Genomic DNA, 16,607 nt, shown 5'->3' with positions numbered 1-16,607 from the left:
CGGTTGGCGCGAAACTGCCCTAATTCGTGCGGGATCGGGCGTTAGTTTCGCAGCAATGCGCGAACGCGTTCGAGATCTTCCGCCGTGTCGACGCCCGGTAGCGGTGCGTCGGCGGTCACGAGCACGGCAATGCGTTCCCCATGCCAGAGAGCACGGAGTTGCTCGAGCGACTCCGCGGTCTCGATCGGGGCCTGCGGCAGGCTCGGATATGTGCGCAAGAATTTGGCGCGATAGGCGTAAAGCCCGATGTGACGAAAGACGGGCGTGGCCGGGGCCGGCAGTGTTGCGGCATGGGCCAGTCCGGCGGACCACGCATCGCGCGACCACGGAATGGGCGCACGCGAGAAATAGAGTGCACGGCTGTGCGCGTCGAGCACGACCTTGACCACGTTCGGCGAGAAGATTTCCGCGTTGTCGGTGATCGGGTGCGCCGCCGTCGACAGGGCACAGTCCGGATGTTCGGCCAGATGCGCCGCCACCGCGTGTACCAGGCGCGGATCGATGAGCGGCTCGTCGCCTTGCACATTGACGACGATGGTGTCGTCGGACCAGCCCTGCTGAACGGCCACCTCGGCAAGACGATCGGTGCCTGTCGGATGATCCGCACGCGTCAACGCGACATCGAAGCCGTGCGCGGCGACGGCATCGGCCACGCGCTGTGCGTCGGTGGCGACGACCACCTGACACGCCCCCGACTCGCGCGCCCGCTCGGCGACGCGCACGACCATCGGCTTGCCGCCGATATCGGCGAGCGGCTTGTTCGGCAGACGCGTCGAGGCGAGACGCGCTGGCACCACGACGACAAAGTCGACGGTGTTCATCGACGTGCTCACGATGCCGGCTTGTCGCCGCTCAGCGGCACGGGTGTGCCTTCGACGGACTGACGCGCCTCGTCGGCCAGCATGACCGGGATGCCATCGCGAATCGGGTAAGCGAGCTTGTCGGCGTGGCAAATCAGCTCCTGGGCCTTCTTGTCGTACTCCAGGGGGCCCTTGCACAACGGGCAGACGAGAATCTCAAACAGTCGGTTGTCCACGCAATTTCTCCACTACCAGGGATACGAGGCGCGCATCGAGCGCCGCCTCGGCAGGTACGGCCCACACACGCGGGTCGGACCAGGTGACGCATTTTACTGCATCCTTTTCGGTGATCAGGATGGCGTCGGCCGCGACGCCGTCGAACGGATTCGTCGCAAAGTCGTAATGATCGGGCAAGGCCAGCGTCTCGATCTGCAGGCCGGCGCCACGCAGCGCGGCGAAGAAGCGTTCGGGCGCGCCGATGCCGGCGGCGGCCAGCACCCGCTTGCCCGAGAAGTGCGGCAGCGCCCGGGTGAGGGTCGGCTGGCTCACGCACCACGCGTCACCGAGCGTGAGCGTCAGTCGCCAGGTGTCGGGCCAGTCGGGGAGCGTTCTGCCGTAGGGATCGTTGATCAGATTGGCGTCGCGCCGACGCGACAGTGGCTCGCGCAAGGGCCCGGCGGGCAACAGGAAGCCGTTGCCGCCCAGCCGGTGGTCGAATACGGCGATCTCGACGTCGCGCGCCAGCGCGTAATGTTGCAGGCCGTCGTCGCAAACGATGACGTCGCATGCCGGATGCGCGGCCAGCAGTGCGCGACCGCCCTCTACACGTGACGGCCACACCCACACCGGCGCGCCCGTGCGCCGGGCGATCAGCAGCGGCTCATCGCCGACCGCATCGGGGCGCGCCGTTGGACTCACCTCGGTCGGACGGGGCAGCGTTGCCCCATATCCGCGCGACAGGACGCCGGGCGTATAGCCAAGTGCGCGCAGCGCGCCCACGAGCGCAATGACCGTCGGCGTCTTGCCGGTGCCGCCCACCGTGAGATTGCCGACCACGATGACTGGCACGGGGAGTCGCGTCGACGATTTCCAGCCTCGACGGAAGCTCAGGCGCCGCCAGGCCGCCATCGCCGCGAAAAGCCACGACAAGGGCCAAAGCAGCCAGGCGACGAGCCCGCGTCGCTGCCATTGCCCACTGACCCAATGCACCAGCGAGCCAGACAGACGCGGCACCAGTGCGCGCGAACGCACGCCGGCGGCAAGGACCGGACGTGACGAAGGCGTCGTCATCGGGACGGTTGACCGGCGGCGCCGTGGGCCGTCGTCGAGCGCGCGGCGAACGTCAGCCGGGACAAACCGGCCTCGCGAGCGGCTTCCATGACATTGATGACCGACTGATGGGCGCTTTTGGCGTCGGCATTGATCACGACGACAGGCGCTTGAGCTTCGCTGTTGACCGGGCCGGCAGCCTGGCGCAGCGCGGCCGTGAGGCTCGCGACATCGCGTTGCGCGAGCGCATGCCGGTCGACGGCGTAGCTGCCGTCGGCGCCGACCGAGACCACGATCTGACGCGGGGGCACAACGGCCTTTTGCGCGTCGGCCGTCGGCAGGTTGACCTTCAGCGCGGTATAGCGCGTGTAGGTCGTGGTAACCATCAGGAAGATCAATATGACGAGCAGCACGTCGATAAGCGGGATCAGATTGATCTCCGGCTCGTCGCGCGTGGAGAGACCTCGACGGAAATTCATCGTGCGTCTCTCGGATCAGTGCCGCGGCAGCGTGGCATCGAGAAAATGGACCGCCTGCGTCTCGAGTTCGACCAGGAACGCGTCCACACGGGTGCGGTAGTAGCGATAGAAGATCATCGCGGGAATCGCGATCATCAGGCCGAAACCGGTGTTATAGAGCGCGACGGAAATACCGTGTGCCAACTGGGCGGGATCCGTGCCCGAGGCGTCCTGGGCGCCGAAGATCTCGATCATGCCGACGACCGTGCCGAACAGGCCCATCAGCGGGGCGACCGACGCGATCGTGCCCAGCGCGGGCAGAAAACGCTCCAGTTCGTGCGCGACGGCACGCCCGGTCTCTTCCAGCGCTTCCTTCGCGCCGTCGCGCGGCCCCTGCGGGTTGTGCGCCACATAGCGAACGCCCGTGGCGAGCACGCGCCCGAGCAACGAACTGCGCGCCAACGCTTCGGTCGCGTCTTGTTTGGCCGACCCGCGTCGAGCGAGGGTGATGGCGTTTTCGAGCACGCCGCTTGGCAGCACGCGGGCGCGGCGCAGCGACAGGGCGCGCTCGACGATCAGGGCGAGCGCGAAAACGGAGGCGATGAGAAGTGGCCAGATGGGCCAGCCGGCGGCCTGGATGACGGCAAACAAAGACGACCTCTTACTGATTGCGGGGGGATGGGCAAGCGAGTCCGAACTGTAGCGTGCAGGGGGGGGATGGGCAAGTACCGTTTTCCACACGACAGGCGCACAAGGATGTGGAAAAGCTTGGGATACCTTCGGCAACTGTTTGACGCGACGTACGTTTTTCCTTCGTGATGAAAAAATGAGCAGGAAAACGTTTCAGAAATGAACACATCCGCAAACTCACGAATCCCATCGAACACGCGCTTGCCTGTGGATAACTATGTGCACATGTCGGTGCGTCAGGATATATCTTCACGAAGTCATTGAGATAGGTTTGCCGCATGGCCATGATGCGCTTCGGGAGGGCCGATAAATCAAGGGTTTGGCATCGGGGGCCAGGAAAAATACGGCGAGCGGGCGAGAAAACCCTTAAATTAGCGGGCCTGTGGACAGTTTTTTTGCCAGCCAACCCGCATGAACCAATTTTTCGACGACGTCCGGCCCGCTGGTGGCGCGGATCGCGTGCTAAGTGTTTCGGATTTGAACAAAGCCGTGGCCGGCGTGCTGGAGCGAAGCTTCCCGCTGGCATGGGTCAGCGGCGAAATTTCGAACTTCACGCGCGCGGCAAGCGGCCATTGGTATTTCTCGATCAAGGACGCCCAGGCGCAAATGCGCTGCGTGATGTTTCGCGGTCGTGCCCAACATGCCGATTTCTCGCCGAAGGAGGGCGATCGCGTCGAAGTTCGCGCGCTGCTCTCCATGTATGTGCCGCGCGGCGAGGTCCAGCTCAATGTCGAAGCGATCCGCCGCGCCGGTCAAGGCAATCTTTATGAGGCGTTCCTGCGGCTCAAGGAGAAGCTCGCCGCCGCCGGGCTGTTCGACGTGGCGCGCAAGCGTGAGTTGCCGCGATATGCCCGCCGCATCGGCGTCGTCACGTCATTGCAGGCGGCGGCCTTGCGCGACGTGCTGACGACGCTTGCCCGACGCGCACCGCATGTCTCGGTCGTGGTGTATCCGGCACCGGTGCAGGGCGCGGATGCCGCCACGCGACTGGCGGCGGCGCTCGACATGGCCAACGCGCGCCGCGAAGTCGACACGCTGCTGCTTTGTCGGGGTGGCGGTTCGATTGAAGACCTGTGGGCGTTCAACGAGGAAGTGCTCGCCCAGGCGATCGCCCGCAGTGCGTTGCCCGTGGTGTCCGGCGTGGGACATGAAACCGATTTCACGATTGCCGACTTTGTGGCGGACGTCCGGGCGCCCACGCCGACGGCGGCGGCCGAGCTGATCAGTGCATCTCGCGATGAGTGTCTGCGCGAGGTCGACCGGGAGCGCCAGCGATTGACGCGAGCCATGTGGCGCACGCTCGAGCAGAGCGCCCAGCAACTCGACAGCCTATCGCGCGCGCTGGTGTCGCCGCGTGAGCGTCTGGCGCGTCAGCGCGGTGAGCTGGCCCATCTGGCCGACCGGCTGCGTCATGCGCTCGAACGCCCGTTGACCCAGCGCCGCAGTCGCTTCGAGATGCTGCATCTGCGTCTGGCGCGGGCGGTGCCCGATGTCGCCCCGCAACACGAGCGCGTCGCGCTACTCTCGCAGCGCTTGCAAAACGCGATGTCGCGCCGCTCGGAGCGCTCGGCGCAACGGCTGGCCGACGCCACGGCCCACCTCGAACTGCTCAACCCGCGCCGCACGCTCCAGCGCGGCTATGCCGCCGTGCTCGACGCCAGGGGGCAACCGTTGCGCGACCCTCGCAAACTCCAGCGCGGCCAGCACGTGACGATGCATCTGGCCGACGGAGCCGCCGATGTGGGTATTGGTGACGTTCAGGTCAGGCTAGACGATACTTTTTAGCCAGGTCGATTCGATAATGCGGGTCAATCGCGGGCATCGTGCGTCGATCAGGCGATATTGGCCAGCAATCGTCACGTGAAAGCGGTCGCTTGCGGTCAAGCGAGTACCCGTGCGGTTTGCGGGGTTATCGCATCTGCCCTAGAATCGATGGCTCCGGATAACGCAAAATCGGGTTCCCCTCAGAGCACAAAGGACAATCGCCATGGAACACAAGCTCCCTGAACTGCCGTACGCCATCGATGCACTGGCGCCGACCATCTCCAAGGAAACGATGGAGTATCACTACGGCAAGCATCACCAAGCCTATGTGACCAACTTGAACAACCTGATCAAGGGCACCGAATTCGAAAGCGCCAGCCTCGAAGACATCATCAAGAAGTCGTCGGGCGGCGTGTTCAACAACGCGGCGCAGGTGTGGAACCACACCTTCTTCTGGAACACCCTGTCGCCGAAGGGTGGCGGTGCACCGTCGGGCGATCTGGCCAAGGCCATCGACGCCAAGTTTGGCTCGTTCGACGCCTTCAAGGACACTTTCTCGAAGTCGGCCGTGGGCAACTTCGGTTCGGGCTGGACGTGGCTCGTGAAGAAGGCCGACGGTTCGGTCGACATCGTCAACACCAGCAACGCCGCCACGCCGCTCACCGGCGCGGACAAGCCGCTGATCACGATCGACGTGTGGGAACACGCGTACTACATCGACTACCGCAATGCCCGTCCGAAGTTCGTCGAGGCATTCTGGAACCTGGTCAACTGGGACTTCGCCGCGAAGAACTTCGCGTAATCGAGGCGCCCGGACGTTGCCGATCGACACGCTCAACACGGTCGACGTCGGCGACGCGCCACCGAGGTGACGCCAGGCGCCCAACCCGAGCGCCCGGGGTCGCCAGCAAGACAAAAGCCCACCGCTTGCGGTGGGCTTTTGATTTTCAACGGTGATTGGAACGCAGGCGTCTTCCGCCGGATTGATCCCGATCAACATTCGTGGACTTGCGCGTCGTTAGAGTGTGCGCTTCAAACCGACCGAACAACGTATGCCCGACCCTGCGCCAACGCACGCCATCCCCTTCCCAACCTCCCCCTGCGCCGGCGATGCCCTGCGTAAAGCGCCCTGCAACGATGCCCCGCCCGAGCGCACGCCACGCGGCGCGCACTGTCACTGGCTCGCCGACGCCCGCCTCATGCGCAGCCTGCCGGCGGCGGCGTGGACACTCTTTCGGCTGGCCGAACACAAGCGTGGCGGTACGGCCACGCACATGTGGCGTGTCGGCGCGCTCACCTGGCGTTTCGCCCAAGCCCTGGGGATCCCCACCGTCGAGGCGCAGGCCCTCGGGCTTGCCGCGGCGTTGCACGACACCGGCAAGCTGTGTGTTCCGAATGCGATATTGGAAAAGCCGGAAAAACTGACACCCGACGACATGCGAGTGATGTGTCGGCATCCACAGGTGGGGGCCGACATACTGCGCGCCCTCGGCGGCGCCGCATGCGAGCTCGCCGCGACGGTCGCGTGTACGCATCACGAACGCTACGATGGTGGGGGCTATCCGAACGCGCTGTCGCGCAATCGTATTCCGTTGGCCGGACGCATCGTGGCGCTGGTCGATGTGTTCGATGCACTCGCGAGCCACCGTCCGTATCGTGCGGCGCTCAGCCCTGCGCAGATCGTCGAGGCGATGCTTGCCGAGCGCGGGCACCACTTCGACCCGTGGCTGCTGGACCGCTTTCTCGAGCGCTCGCTCGGGCCTGCGCTGGCGTTATCGCGCGGGGCGTGCTGAGCGCAATGCGCCGGTCTTTGCGGGCGCGATCAGCGTGGCAGACCGGATATCTTTGCGCCTGGCCCGATGTGCTTGCTTTTGAACCAGCCTTGATTCATTTCCAGCGCGTAACGCACGGCCGCGCGCGGGCAATGATTGTCTTCGGTCTGCGGCGCCATGTCTTCGATGTTGACGATCGTACCGTCGTCGGCCAGGAACGCGATCGACAGCGGCAGATCGGTGTTCTTCATCCAGAAGCAGTGACCGGCGCGTTGTTCGAACACGAAGAGCATGCCGGCGTTGGCGGGCATCGTGGTGCGATACATCAGGCCCTGTTCGCGGTCGGCCTCGTTAGCGGCAACCTCGGCCTTGATGAGATACATACCGGCGGAGAGCTGGACGGTCGGGAACTGCCCGGCCTGTTTGATCTGTGCCGCAGCGCTGGCCGGAGCAAGCGTCAGGACGGTAGCGGTAGCGGCAAACGTGGCGCAGGCGGCGAGCGCGGCCAGTTGACGTGGAATCCGGATCACAAACGGCTCCTGGAAAGATCGGGGAACGTCAGGTACGTGGCGAGCCATTGTAGCCGCCGGGCGAAAAAAAAGCAGGTTGCGTGAGCAACCTGCCTATTACCATGCGTTGCGCAGCCAGGCCGCGCGACGTGGTACTTACTTGCTGGCAGCCGCCGGGGCTTCAGCAGCAGCCTTCTTGGCCGACTTCTTGTGCGACTTCTTGTGCGTCTTCTTGTGGGTCGACTTGGCAGCCGGCTTCATGGCGGCGGCCGGAGCAGCAGGAGCAGCGGCCGGAGCCGAAGCTTGGGCGAACACGCCCGTTGCGAACAGGCCAGCGACCAGGGCAGCGATCAGTTTTTTCATGAGATTCCTCGTTGAAGCTCGATGTTGGGGTGATGTACTCGTTGACCCGCGAAGAGAGTCATCTCCTATAACGTCCGTTCAGGACATCGGTTGACAACCCGCTCGCGGATTCTTTCAGTGAAACATATTACGGCTTGTTACCAGCGGCCGGTTGCTTGATGGCCGGCTTCTTGTGGTGATACTTCTTGTAGTGATGCTTCTTGTGCTTGGGCGCCTGCTTCGCAGGGGCTGCGCGATCCGCCGGTGCCGCCATCGCGGGCGCCGCTGCTGCGGGTGCCGCCGGTGCGACTGGCGCCGTGGCCGGCGCCGATTGTTGGGCCATCGCGGCGCCGGATACGATCAGCCCGGCGCTCAGGGCAAGCAGCAGTTTGTTCATGACTTGGTTTCCTCGTTACGGTGTGGTGCGTATGTTGCGCACCTGTTCCCTCAACGAGATGGACGATGGCTTCGTTGACCGGGAAGTGTAAGTATTTGTTGCGGCAATTCGCACCACTGCCCCGGGGCAAGCTTCAACGAAAAGACGTCGACCGGTCCGATCGCAATGCGAACCAGTCGCAGCGTCGGTTTGCCGACGGCGGCGGTCATGCGTCTAACCTGGCGGTTCTTGCCTTCGACGAGCGTGATTTCGAGCCAGTGCGTCGGGATGCTGGCGCGATAGCGGATGGGCGGATGACGGGGCCAGAGACGGGCGGGCTCGGCGATCTCGCGCGCCTCGCACGGCAGTGTGACGAAGTCGCCCAGATCGAGGCCGGCGCGCAGGCGTGCGACGGCCGCCTCGTCGTACTCACCTTCGACCTGCGCCCAGTAGGTTTTCGGCAATTTGCGCTCCGGCTCCGCGATGCGGGCCTGCAGACGACCGTCGTCGGTGAGCAGCAGGAGGCCTTCGCTGTCGGCGTCGAGCCGTCCGGCCGGATAGACGTCCGGGCGTGCCACGCATTCGGCGAGCGTGGCACGTGTCGGATGGGGCGAGAACTGGCAGATCGTACCGAAGGGCTTGTTGAGTGCGAGAAGTGTCATACCAAGGGAAGAAAATCGGAAGTCGCCGATGCCGTCGCGCGCGACCCTGTGGCACGGCGCCTGGCGAGTGCGCGAACGGCTGGTCAGCCCCGTCATGTTAATGCATAATCAAGACATTAAGTCTTGTGTCTTATATAAGACTTGATCTGCGTCATCGTGCCACGGCACGCTGTGACTACAATAAAGCGGTAATGCGGCGAGCGGTGGTCCTGCGTCCGGTTCCACCCGCACAGTCCGATTCATCCCATTGGAGCCCACCATGTCGTATCAGCACATCAAGGTCCCGGCAGGCGAGAAGATCACGGTCAACAAGGATTTTTCCTTGAACGTGCCGGACAATCCGATCATCCCGTACATCGAAGGCGACGGCACCGGCGTGGATATTACGCCGGTGATGCTCAAGGTCGTCGACGCGGCGGTGGCCAAAGCCTATGGGGGCAAGCGCAAGATCCATTGGATGGAGGTCTACGCGGGGGAAAAATCGACGCGCGTCTATGGCCCGGATGTCTGGCTGCCCGATGAGACGCTCCAGGTTGTCAAGGACTACGTAGTATCGATCAAGGGGCCGCTGACCACCCCGGTAGGCGGTGGCATTCGATCGCTCAACGTGGCGTTGCGCCAGCAGCTCGACCTTTATGTGTGCCTGCGCCCGGTGCAGTATTTCAAGGGCGTACCGTCGCCGGTGCGGCAACCCGAGAAGATCAATATGGTGATCTTCCGCGAGAACGCCGAAGACATCTACGCGGGCATTGAATGGGAAGCGGAATCGCCCGGCGCGAAGAAGCTGATCGCCTTTCTGCAGGACGAGATGGGCGTGACCAAGATTCGGTTTCCGAAGACGTCGGGCATCGGCATCAAGCCGGTGTCGCGCGAGGGTACGGAGCGATTGGTGCGCAAGGCCATTCAGTACGCGATCGACAATAACCGCGACTCGGTGACGCTCGTTCACAAGGGCAACATCATGAAGTTCACCGAGGGCGGGTTCCGTGACTGGGGATATGCGCTCGCGCGGAACGAATTCGGTGCGATGGAGATCGACGGCGGTCCGTGGTGCAAGGTGAAGAATCCCAAGACGGGCAAGGAGATCACCATCAAGGACTCGATTGCAGACGCCTTCCTGCAGCAGATTCTGTTGCGCCCGGCAGAGTACGACGTAATCGCCACGCTCAATCTGAATGGCGACTACATTTCCGATGCGCTCGCGGCGCAGGTGGGGGGCATTGGTATCGCCCCGGGGGCGAATATGTCCGACTCGGTTGCGATGTTCGAAGCGACGCACGGCACCGCACCGAAATACGCGGGCAAGGACTATGTGAATCCTGGGTCGGAGATTCTCTCGGCCGAGATGATGCTGCGGCACATGGGCTGGACGGAAGCGGCGGATCTGATCATCGCGTCGATGAAGAAATCGATCCTGTCGAAGCACGTGACCTACGACTTTGCCCGCCTGATGGAAGGGGCCACTCAGGTGTCGTGCTCCGGCTTCGGTCGCGTGATGATCGACAATATGTAACGCATGCGGCTCGCGAGCCAAACGCCTCAGTCCCGTCATCAAGCCCCGGTATAGCGATGCTCGCCGGGGCTTCCCATTCGTGGTGCGTCGAGTGGGAAGCCAATCCGGAAGTGATCGCCTGTACTACCGCACCACGATGGTCGTGGTCACGCGATGGTCGCCGGTCCCGGGTACGCGGCTGGTGAGCTCACGCGGGAATCCAACCGTCCAGACGACGACATCCGTGCCCGGTGCCTGTCCCGCCTGATACCAGACGATCAGGCCCGGAAAGTGCATGGTCTCGCAGCGCTGTCCGTTCGGCACCGTGTAGTCGATCCATTCCGGCGAGACTTCACCAAGTGCCGGTGTCGAATCGAGTTGGAATGTCGGCTGGCCCAGCGAGCGGCACAGCACGCTGTAGTTGGGCTGTACCCAGATCGCGATCTTCTGGCCAACGGCAACGCTGGTCTCGATGGTTGGCGGAGGGTACGCCGCTTGCGCCCATGCAGCGCCCGCACTCATAACACACGTGATGAGCGCCATCGTGCGCAACGCGATTCCTGTGGTGTCCATGATGGACCTCCCGCCCCCTTCGGCGGCCGACGCATCGGCCTTCTCTTAGCCCAGACAAGCTATCGGCACGACGCTTTCATTACAGTGCATGCGCAAGCACTAGGCAAGGAACGGGGCGCGGAAGGCGGGGGATGAAGGTCGGTCGCATCGTTGCCAACATCGCCGCACCGTCACGGACCCACCGACGAACCGCGGGGCGCGCGACGTTTCCACATGCTCAATATCCTCTCGCACCGATAGTCGCTGAGCGCCAATCGTCAACCCCCGCGCTGTCCAGTCGCGTCACCGCAGCGCTCTCTCACCTGCCGTCGAAAAAAGCCGAGAGGCGTTGCTGTTCGAACGCCTGGACAACGTGGTCCACGAACACGCGCGTTCGCAACGGCAGCAACTTCTTGTTCGAGTAGTAGATGGACACTCCGCCGTACTCCTCGAACCAGCCGGGCAGCAACCGTTGAATTCGGCCCGCCGCCAGCAGCGGCGCCGCATGCGGCATCGGCAGCAACGCCACCCCGTAGCCCAGGGCAACGGCGTGTGCCATCGCCTCCGGATCGTCGAAAATCATGCGGGTTCGCGCTTCGATGTTCACCCGTTCACCGACGGCGTTGCGCAGGTTCCATGCACGCAGACGCCCCGACATGCCGGAGCGCCGGATCACCGCGTCGTAGGCGGCCAGCTCCGACGGATGCCTCGGCGCCTTGCGCCCGGCCAGATAGTCGGGCGATGCGCAAATCACAGCGTAAGTTGGCGCAAGCTGCCGCGCGATCACGCCGGGCGTGAGTTCGATGCCGCCGCCAATCGCGGCGTCGAAGCCTTCGGCCACCACGTCCACGCTTCGATTATCGAATCGCCAGTCCGGCACGACGTCCGGATACCTTGCGAGGAAGTCGCCGAGTAACGGCACGAGGTAGTGACGGCCGAAGGCATGCGCCACGCTCACCCTTAGCACGCCGGACGGTTTGCCCTCGCCTTCGGCGGCGCGCGAGAAGGCATCGGTCAGCGCGGCGAACGGTCCGTCGACATCGAGCAGGAACCGCTCGCCGCTCGCCGTCAGCGTGAGGCTGCGGGTACTTCGGTGAAACAGCCGCGAGCCGAGTTGCGCTTCCAGACGCGCCACATGCTTGCTGACTGCCGCAGGCGTCATCCCCAGTCGCCGCGCCGCCGCCGAAAAACTTCCCGCACGTGCGCTAAGGACGAAGGATTCGATCAGATGCAGAGCGTCCATTCCATCTGTTCCAATTCGTTGAAAGTGATGATCGTTATTATGGTCTAGCTGCAATGTAATTCAAGGCCGATACTGGCTTCACCTCTCAACCAGTGGAGCTAAATCATGGCAACGAATTTTCAAGGCAAAGTGGCATTCGTCACGGGTGGCTCGCGCGGTATTGGCGCCGCCGTCGTACAGCGGCTGGCCGACGGCGGGGCAACGGTCGCGTTCACTTACAAAGGCTCTAAGGCGGCAGCGGAGGATCTCGTCGCCCGCATTCAGGCATCGGGCGGTCGCGCGCTGGCCCTGCTCGCCGACGCGAGCGACGCCGCCGCGCTAACCCAGGCGGTGAACGACGCTGCGCAGCAATTTGGCAAGATCGACATTCTCGTGAACAACGCCGGCGTGTTCACGCTGGGCTCGGTCGCCGACCTTGCGCTGGAAGACTTCGACCGCATGCTGGACGTGAACGTGCGAGCCGTGTTCGTCGCGTCGAAAGCCGCGCTTGCGCACATGGGCGAAGGCGGCCGCATCATCAACATCGGCTCGACCAATGCGCAACGTATTCCGTTCGCGGGTGGGGCGACTTACGCGATGAGCAAGGCGGCGCTGGTCGGTCTCGTCAAGGGCATGGCGCGCGACGTCGGTCCGCGCGGCATTACCGTCAACAATGTGCAGCCGGGACCGACGAATACCGATATGAACCCGGCCGAGGGAGACTTCGCGGCGTCGATGCATGACCAGATGGCGCTCAAGTATCACGCCCGTCCGGAAGACATTGCGGCGATGGTCGCCTATGTCGCCGGCGAAGAGGCCAGCTTCGTGACCGGTGCGAGCCTGACCATCGATGGCGGCTACAGCGCGTGAGCTTCGTCGGAATTCGTGACGCACGCGGCGTGACCGTAATCGTAAGCAATGCAACGGGGCGAGAGGTCGAATGCGATCGTCCCGAGGCGCTTGCGGCGTTGGCAAGACCCGGGAGATCGCCCGATCTCCCGCCCGGTTGCTGTATTTCGTCATTTCGCGGATGACGGTGGCGGCGTCCGTCATGCGGTGTATTACCGGCGTGATGAGATGTAATGCGACGGAATGGCGTGAAAGTCACGCGTTGCGTCCGCGTCGCAACGCCAACGCGTTCTGGCGCGGCCTGTGGGAAACGTGGCACGGACGCTGAGCAGCGAGCATTACTCCGAAAACAGATCGAATAGCAGGGTACGCATCCACTGACTCGCCGGTTCCTGGTGATAGCGCGCATGCCAGAACAGATTGATCTGCACGTCCGGCAAATCCAGGGGATGGTCGATGTAGCGCAATCCGAAATGCTGCGCGCTGCGCTGGGCGAACTTTTCCGTGACGGTCGCAATGAGATCCGTGGCGTGCAGGATGTCGGCGAGCGCGACGAAGTGCGGTACGCGCAGCCGGATGTTGCGCTGCACGTGGGCGCGTGCCATGAAGTCGTCGACCCGGCCGTGCCCGGTGCCGGCGGCGACCACCATCACCTGTTCGGCGCGCTCGAAATCCTCGCGCGCCATCCGCGTTGTCGTCGGCCGGTCGAGCGGATGCCCGGGACGAAACATGCACACATACTTCTGCCGGAACAGGCGCCGCTGGAAAAACTCGGCTGTCAGATCCGGCAGATGCCCCACGGCAAGGTCGACCTGACCCGCCGCCATCTCCTCCTGCAAGTTGACCGCCGTGTTGCGAACCGTGCTGATCGTAATGCCCGGCGCTCGCTCGCCCAGCGCGTGCATGAGCTTCGGCAGGAAGTGCACTTCCCCGATGTCCGTCATGGCGATTTGAAACGCACGCTGGCTCGTTGCCGGATCGAAGGCGAGCTGCCGATTGAAGACCCCGTGTAACGCGTCCAGTGCCGCAGCCACCGGCTCGGCCAGCTCGATGGCCATCGGGGTTGGCAGCATGCCCCGTGACGTCCGGATGAACAGCTCGTCGTTGAACAACTTGCGCAAACGCGCGAGCGAGTTGCTGATCGCCGGTTGCGTCACGCCGAGCGCCTCGGCAACGCGTGACACACGGCGCACGTTGTACAAATGCTGGAAGACCACCAGCAGGTTCAGGTCGACGGAATGCAGGTCCATGGGGCAGCGTCTCGACGCTCGGAAAATCACTGAAATTTATAGGAGATATAAACGAGATTCTATTGGTTTATATCGCGGGTTGCGCGATGCTTCTTGCAAATGGCGTCCAAATGCCACGTGCGGTGCCCAAGGCGGGGGCCGTCAGAACGGAGACAATTTCCATGCAAGTGCACGTTCAGCCGCTCGGCGAGCGCATCAAGGTCGCGCCCGGTGACAATTTGCTGAAAGCCCTCACCGATCACCCGGTTCCGGTGTCGTACAGTTGCCTGTCCGGACGCTGCGGCACGTGCCGTTGTCGGGTTGTTTCGGGGGACGTGCGGGAAGCCGAAGGCGTGGAATATCGCCATCGTGACGACTTCCTGACGGGGCAGGACGCGGGCACGACATCCGGTGCGCTCCCCGCGCCCCCCGGCCGTTACGTGCTCGCCTGCCAGTCGACCATCCACGGCGACTGCGAGATCGCATTGCCGGAAGTCGACGAAGTGGTCGTGCATCCCGCCAAAATTCTCAAGGCGACGGTGCTCGCGATCGAATCGCTGACCCACGACATCAAGCGCCTGGTGCTCAAGACGGCAAAGCCGCTCAGCTTCTCGCCGGGCCAGTACGCCACGCTGCAATTCTCACCCGCGCATATCCGGCCGTACTCGATGGCCGGACTCGACGCCGACGACACACTCGAATTCCACATCCGGCGGGTGCCCGGCGGGGCCGTGACCGGTTATGTCGACGAGCAGCTCAAGGTCGGCGATGCCGTACGGGTATCGGGCCCGCTCGGCACGTCGTACCTGCGCACGCGGCACGATGGGCCGATGCTTTGCGTCGCCGGCGGTACCGGCCTGGCGCCGGTGCTGTCGATCGTTCGCGGCGCGCTTGCCCGTGGCATGAGCAATCGCATCGACATCTACGTCGGCGCGCGTGCGCCAGCGGACGTGTATGGCCTTGCGTGGCTGCGCGAACTCGCGTCGCGTCACGGCGGTATTCGCCTGCACGTCGTGACGACGATCGATGCCCCCAACACCCCTCCCGGCGTATCGAATCCAGGGTTCCGTCTGGGGCACGTCACCGATGCGCTTGTCGCCGACTACGCCGCCCCCGATGCACTTTCGGGCTGGCGTGCCTACCTGTGCGGTGCGCCGCCGATGGTTGACGCCGCCACCCGGCTGCTGCGCGAGCGCGGCATCGATGCCGCCCATATCTACGCCGACGCGTTTTACGCGAAGGCGGCATAACGGCCGGGGAATGTCCGGCCATCACTGCATCGGCGCTTTCCCGGACTTCCCCGCATCCCCCTCAGGAGACGATCATGAGTACCGCACCGCAGACCGGGTTCGACCCGGCGCCGACCGCCGGCCCGCAGCCGTCGGACATTTGGCCCGCCGAGGGCTCGAGCCGCATCCCCTTTCGCGTTTATACGGACGAGGCGCTCTATCGGCGCGAGCTGGACGCGTGCTTCTACCGCAACCACTGGAACTACGTCGGGCTGGAAGCCGAAGTGCCGAATCCGGGCGATTTCAAGCGCACGGTGATCGGCGAGCGCTCCGTCATCGTGACGCGAGATGCCGCGGGGGACATCAACGTCGTCGAAAACGTCTGCGCGCATCGTGGCATGAAGTTCTGTCGCGAAAAGCGCGGCAACCGTACGGACTTTCACTGTCCGTATCACCAGTGGAACTACGACCTGAAGGGCAATCTGCAAGGCGTGCCGTTCCGGCGCGGCGTGAAGCAGGACGGCAAGATCAACGGCGGCATGCCGAAGGACTTCAAGCCGGAAGACCACGGCCTCACCCGGCTCAAGGTCGCCACGCGCGGCGGCGTGATCTTCGCATCGTTCGATCACGACATCGAATCGCTCGAGGACTTTCTCGGACCGGAGATCTGCGCTTACTTCGATCGCCTGTTCGACGGGCGAAAGCTCAAATTGCTCGGCTACAACAAGCAGCGCATTCCAGGAAACTGGAAGCTGATGCAGGAGAACATCAAGGACCCTTACCATCCGGGGCTGTTGCACACGTGGTTCGTCACATTCGGGCTGTGGCGCGCCGATAACAAATCGCGCCTGGTGATGGACGCGCATGGACGTCACGCCGCGATGGTGTCCACGCGTGGACAGGGCGGCGGCGGGGATGTGACCTCGGGGGTGTCGAGCTTCAAGGCGTCGATGTCGCTCAACGACATGCGCTTTCTCGACATCGTGCAGGAAGACTGGTGGAAGGGGCCGACCGCCGTGCTGATGACGCTCTTCCCCAGCGTGATCCTGCAGCAGCAGGTCAATTCGGTGTCGACGCGTCACATCCAGCCACGCGGCCACGACGCGTTCGACTTCGTCTGGACGCATTTCGGCTTCGAAGACGACACCGAGGAAATGACGCAGCGTCGTCTGCGCCAGGCGAATCTGTTCGGCCCGGCCGGCTTCGTCTCGGCCGATGACGGCGAGGCCATCGAGTGCTCCCAGGAAGGGTTCGCGCAGAAGCCCTGGCACCGCGCGCTCGCCGAGCTGGATGGCACGGGGGTGGAAAACACGGAACACATGGTGACGGAAACCCTGATTCGCGGCATGTACGCCTATTGGCGCCGCGTCATGGGCGTTTGAGGAGACAACG

19 protein-coding genes are annotated in these 16,607 nt (G+C 63.9%); 7 read left to right on the top strand and 12 right to left on the bottom strand.

Annotated features, from left to right (window positions below):
- Nucleotides 1-41 precede the first annotated feature (41 nt).
- The 5 genes from kdsB to PTE31013_RS05445 are packed head-to-tail and all read right to left on the bottom strand — an operon-like array spanning nucleotide 42 to nucleotide 3,178.
- Nucleotides 42-821, bottom strand: coding sequence for a 3-deoxy-manno-octulosonate cytidylyltransferase (kdsB, locus tag PTE31013_RS05465; protein WP_150611812.1), 780 nt, complete (start codon nucleotides 819-821; stop codon nucleotides 42-44).
- 8 nt (nucleotides 822-829) lie between these two features.
- Entirely contained in the window at nucleotides 830-1,036 is a 207-nt protein-coding gene (locus PTE31013_RS05460; protein WP_017232748.1) for a Trm112 family protein, read from the bottom strand.
- Complete coding sequence (gene lpxK / locus PTE31013_RS05455) at nucleotides 1,017-2,090, bottom strand: tetraacyldisaccharide 4'-kinase (protein WP_246173906.1); 1,074 nt, start codon at nucleotides 2,088-2,090, stop codon at nucleotides 1,017-1,019. Before lpxK ends, PTE31013_RS05460 begins: the two co-directional genes overlap by 20 nt.
- Nucleotides 2,087-2,548: an ExbD/TolR family protein gene (locus tag PTE31013_RS05450; RefSeq protein ID WP_150611811.1), complete on the bottom strand. Its 462-nt coding sequence runs from the start codon at nucleotides 2,546-2,548 to the stop codon at nucleotides 2,087-2,089. Before PTE31013_RS05450 ends, lpxK begins: the two co-directional genes overlap by 4 nt.
- Nucleotides 2,549-2,563: 15 nt before the next feature.
- Nucleotides 2,564-3,178 carry a MotA/TolQ/ExbB proton channel family protein gene (locus PTE31013_RS05445; protein ID WP_150587610.1) on the bottom strand — a complete coding sequence of 205 codons (615 nt, stop codon included), beginning with the start codon at nucleotides 3,176-3,178 and terminating at the stop codon, nucleotides 2,564-2,566.
- A 450-nt stretch (nucleotides 3,179-3,628) separates the two neighbouring features.
- Here PTE31013_RS05445 and xseA point away from each other — a divergent pair, with 450 nt between their 5' ends.
- The 3 genes from xseA to PTE31013_RS05430 all read left to right on the top strand — a co-directional run bounded on the left by xseA (nucleotide 3,629) and on the right by PTE31013_RS05430 (nucleotide 6,774).
- The gene (xseA, locus tag PTE31013_RS05440; protein ID WP_150611810.1) at nucleotides 3,629-5,002 is read left to right on the top strand and encodes an exodeoxyribonuclease VII large subunit; all 1,374 of its coding nucleotides are present in this window, start codon (nucleotides 3,629-3,631) and stop codon (nucleotides 5,000-5,002) included.
- Nucleotides 5,003-5,204: 202 nt separating this feature from the next.
- Nucleotides 5,205-5,783 carry a superoxide dismutase [Fe] gene (gene sodB / locus PTE31013_RS05435; RefSeq protein ID WP_150611809.1) on the top strand — a complete coding sequence of 193 codons (579 nt, stop codon included), beginning with the start codon at nucleotides 5,205-5,207 and terminating at the stop codon, nucleotides 5,781-5,783.
- Between the two features lie 250 nt (nucleotides 5,784-6,033).
- Entirely contained in the window at nucleotides 6,034-6,774 is a 741-nt protein-coding gene (locus PTE31013_RS05430) for an HD-GYP domain-containing protein (protein ID WP_150611808.1), read from the top strand.
- Between the two features lie 29 nt (nucleotides 6,775-6,803).
- Here the strand turns inward: PTE31013_RS05430 and PTE31013_RS05425 are convergent, their stop codons facing one another.
- From PTE31013_RS05425 to PTE31013_RS05410, 4 genes are all read right to left on the bottom strand, one after another.
- Nucleotides 6,804-7,283, bottom strand: a complete 480-nt coding sequence (locus PTE31013_RS05425) for a DUF192 domain-containing protein (protein WP_150611807.1) — start codon at nucleotides 7,281-7,283, stop codon at nucleotides 6,804-6,806.
- A 135-nt stretch (nucleotides 7,284-7,418) separates the two neighbouring features.
- The gene (locus PTE31013_RS05420) at nucleotides 7,419-7,625 is read right to left on the bottom strand and encodes a hypothetical protein (protein ID WP_150611806.1); all 207 of its coding nucleotides are present in this window, start codon (nucleotides 7,623-7,625) and stop codon (nucleotides 7,419-7,421) included.
- Nucleotides 7,626-7,752: 127 nt separating this feature from the next.
- On the bottom strand, nucleotides 7,753-8,001 hold the full coding sequence (locus tag PTE31013_RS05415) for a hypothetical protein (protein WP_150611805.1): 249 nt from the start codon (nucleotides 7,999-8,001) through the stop codon (nucleotides 7,753-7,755).
- 50 nt (nucleotides 8,002-8,051) lie between these two features.
- Entirely contained in the window at nucleotides 8,052-8,642 is a 591-nt protein-coding gene (locus PTE31013_RS05410) for a pseudouridine synthase (RefSeq protein WP_150611804.1), read from the bottom strand.
- Nucleotides 8,643-8,901: 259 nt separating this feature from the next.
- Between PTE31013_RS05410 and icd the strand changes: the two genes are divergently transcribed.
- Complete coding sequence (gene icd / locus PTE31013_RS05405; protein WP_150611803.1) at nucleotides 8,902-10,155, top strand: NADP-dependent isocitrate dehydrogenase; 1,254 nt, start codon at nucleotides 8,902-8,904, stop codon at nucleotides 10,153-10,155.
- 123 nt (nucleotides 10,156-10,278) lie between these two features.
- Here icd and PTE31013_RS05400 read toward each other — a convergent pair whose 3' ends face one another.
- The gene (locus tag PTE31013_RS05400; RefSeq protein WP_150611802.1) at nucleotides 10,279-10,707 is read right to left on the bottom strand and encodes a hypothetical protein; all 429 of its coding nucleotides are present in this window, start codon (nucleotides 10,705-10,707) and stop codon (nucleotides 10,279-10,281) included.
- Nucleotides 10,708-11,005: 298 nt separating this feature from the next.
- Complete coding sequence (locus tag PTE31013_RS05395) at nucleotides 11,006-11,929, bottom strand: LysR family transcriptional regulator (RefSeq protein WP_150611801.1); 924 nt, start codon at nucleotides 11,927-11,929, stop codon at nucleotides 11,006-11,008.
- A 105-nt stretch (nucleotides 11,930-12,034) separates the two neighbouring features.
- Between PTE31013_RS05395 and PTE31013_RS05390 the strand changes: the two genes are divergently transcribed.
- Complete coding sequence (locus PTE31013_RS05390) at nucleotides 12,035-12,778, top strand: SDR family oxidoreductase (protein ID WP_150611800.1); 744 nt, start codon at nucleotides 12,035-12,037, stop codon at nucleotides 12,776-12,778.
- Nucleotides 12,779-13,095: 317 nt separating this feature from the next.
- Here PTE31013_RS05390 and PTE31013_RS05385 read toward each other — a convergent pair whose 3' ends face one another.
- Nucleotides 13,096-14,007 (bottom strand): LysR family transcriptional regulator, encoded by a 912-nt coding sequence (locus PTE31013_RS05385; RefSeq protein ID WP_150611799.1) that lies wholly within the window; start codon nucleotides 14,005-14,007, stop codon nucleotides 13,096-13,098.
- 161 nt (nucleotides 14,008-14,168) lie between these two features.
- Between PTE31013_RS05385 and PTE31013_RS05380 the strand changes: the two genes are divergently transcribed.
- Both PTE31013_RS05380 and PTE31013_RS05375 read left to right on the top strand, forming a co-directional pair.
- Nucleotides 14,169-15,236 carry an FAD-binding oxidoreductase gene (locus PTE31013_RS05380; RefSeq protein WP_150611798.1) on the top strand — a complete coding sequence of 356 codons (1,068 nt, stop codon included), beginning with the start codon at nucleotides 14,169-14,171 and terminating at the stop codon, nucleotides 15,234-15,236.
- Nucleotides 15,237-15,310: 74 nt separating this feature from the next.
- Complete coding sequence (locus PTE31013_RS05375) at nucleotides 15,311-16,597, top strand: aromatic ring-hydroxylating dioxygenase subunit alpha (RefSeq protein WP_246173905.1); 1,287 nt, start codon at nucleotides 15,311-15,313, stop codon at nucleotides 16,595-16,597.
- The last annotated feature ends 10 nt before the right edge of the window (nucleotides 16,598-16,607 follow it).

Origin of the sequence: Pandoraea terrigena, assembly GCF_902459705.1 — a bacterium.
Taxonomy (GTDB): domain Bacteria; phylum Pseudomonadota; class Gammaproteobacteria; order Burkholderiales; family Burkholderiaceae; genus Pandoraea; species Pandoraea terrigena.
The sequence above is the reverse complement of the archived record's forward strand: the minus strand, read 5'-3'. Positions and strand labels throughout refer to the sequence as shown.

Coding starts and splice junctions, on each gene's coding strand:
- sodB (WP_150611809.1), top strand. CDS start 5,205: ATGGAACACAAGCTCCCTGAACTGCCGTACGCCATCGATGCACTGGCG.
- PTE31013_RS05415 (WP_150611805.1), bottom strand. CDS start 8,001: ATGAACAAACTGCTGCTTGCCCTGAGCGCCGGGCTGATCGTATCCGGC.
- PTE31013_RS05385 (WP_150611799.1), bottom strand. CDS start 14,007: ATGGACCTGCATTCCGTCGACCTGAACCTGCTGGTGGTCTTCCAGCAT.
- icd (WP_150611803.1), top strand. CDS start 8,902: ATGTCGTATCAGCACATCAAGGTCCCGGCAGGCGAGAAGATCACGGTC.
- PTE31013_RS05395 (WP_150611801.1), bottom strand. CDS start 11,929: ATGGACGCTCTGCATCTGATCGAATCCTTCGTCCTTAGCGCACGTGCG.
- PTE31013_RS05450 (WP_150611811.1), bottom strand. CDS start 2,548: ATGAATTTCCGTCGAGGTCTCTCCACGCGCGACGAGCCGGAGATCAAT.
- PTE31013_RS05375 (WP_246173905.1), top strand. CDS start 15,311: ATGAGTACCGCACCGCAGACCGGGTTCGACCCGGCGCCGACCGCCGGC.
- PTE31013_RS05400 (WP_150611802.1), bottom strand. CDS start 10,707: ATGGACACCACAGGAATCGCGTTGCGCACGATGGCGCTCATCACGTGT.
- lpxK (WP_246173906.1), bottom strand. CDS start 2,090: ATGACGACGCCTTCGTCACGTCCGGTCCTTGCCGCCGGCGTGCGTTCG.
- PTE31013_RS05390 (WP_150611800.1), top strand. CDS start 12,035: ATGGCAACGAATTTTCAAGGCAAAGTGGCATTCGTCACGGGTGGCTCG.
- PTE31013_RS05430 (WP_150611808.1), top strand. CDS start 6,034: ATGCCCGACCCTGCGCCAACGCACGCCATCCCCTTCCCAACCTCCCCC.
- xseA (WP_150611810.1), top strand. CDS start 3,629: ATGAACCAATTTTTCGACGACGTCCGGCCCGCTGGTGGCGCGGATCGC.
- PTE31013_RS05420 (WP_150611806.1), bottom strand. CDS start 7,625: ATGAAAAAACTGATCGCTGCCCTGGTCGCTGGCCTGTTCGCAACGGGC.
- kdsB (WP_150611812.1), bottom strand. CDS start 821: ATGAACACCGTCGACTTTGTCGTCGTGGTGCCAGCGCGTCTCGCCTCG.
- PTE31013_RS05380 (WP_150611798.1), top strand. CDS start 14,169: ATGCAAGTGCACGTTCAGCCGCTCGGCGAGCGCATCAAGGTCGCGCCC.
- PTE31013_RS05410 (WP_150611804.1), bottom strand. CDS start 8,642: ATGACACTTCTCGCACTCAACAAGCCCTTCGGTACGATCTGCCAGTTC.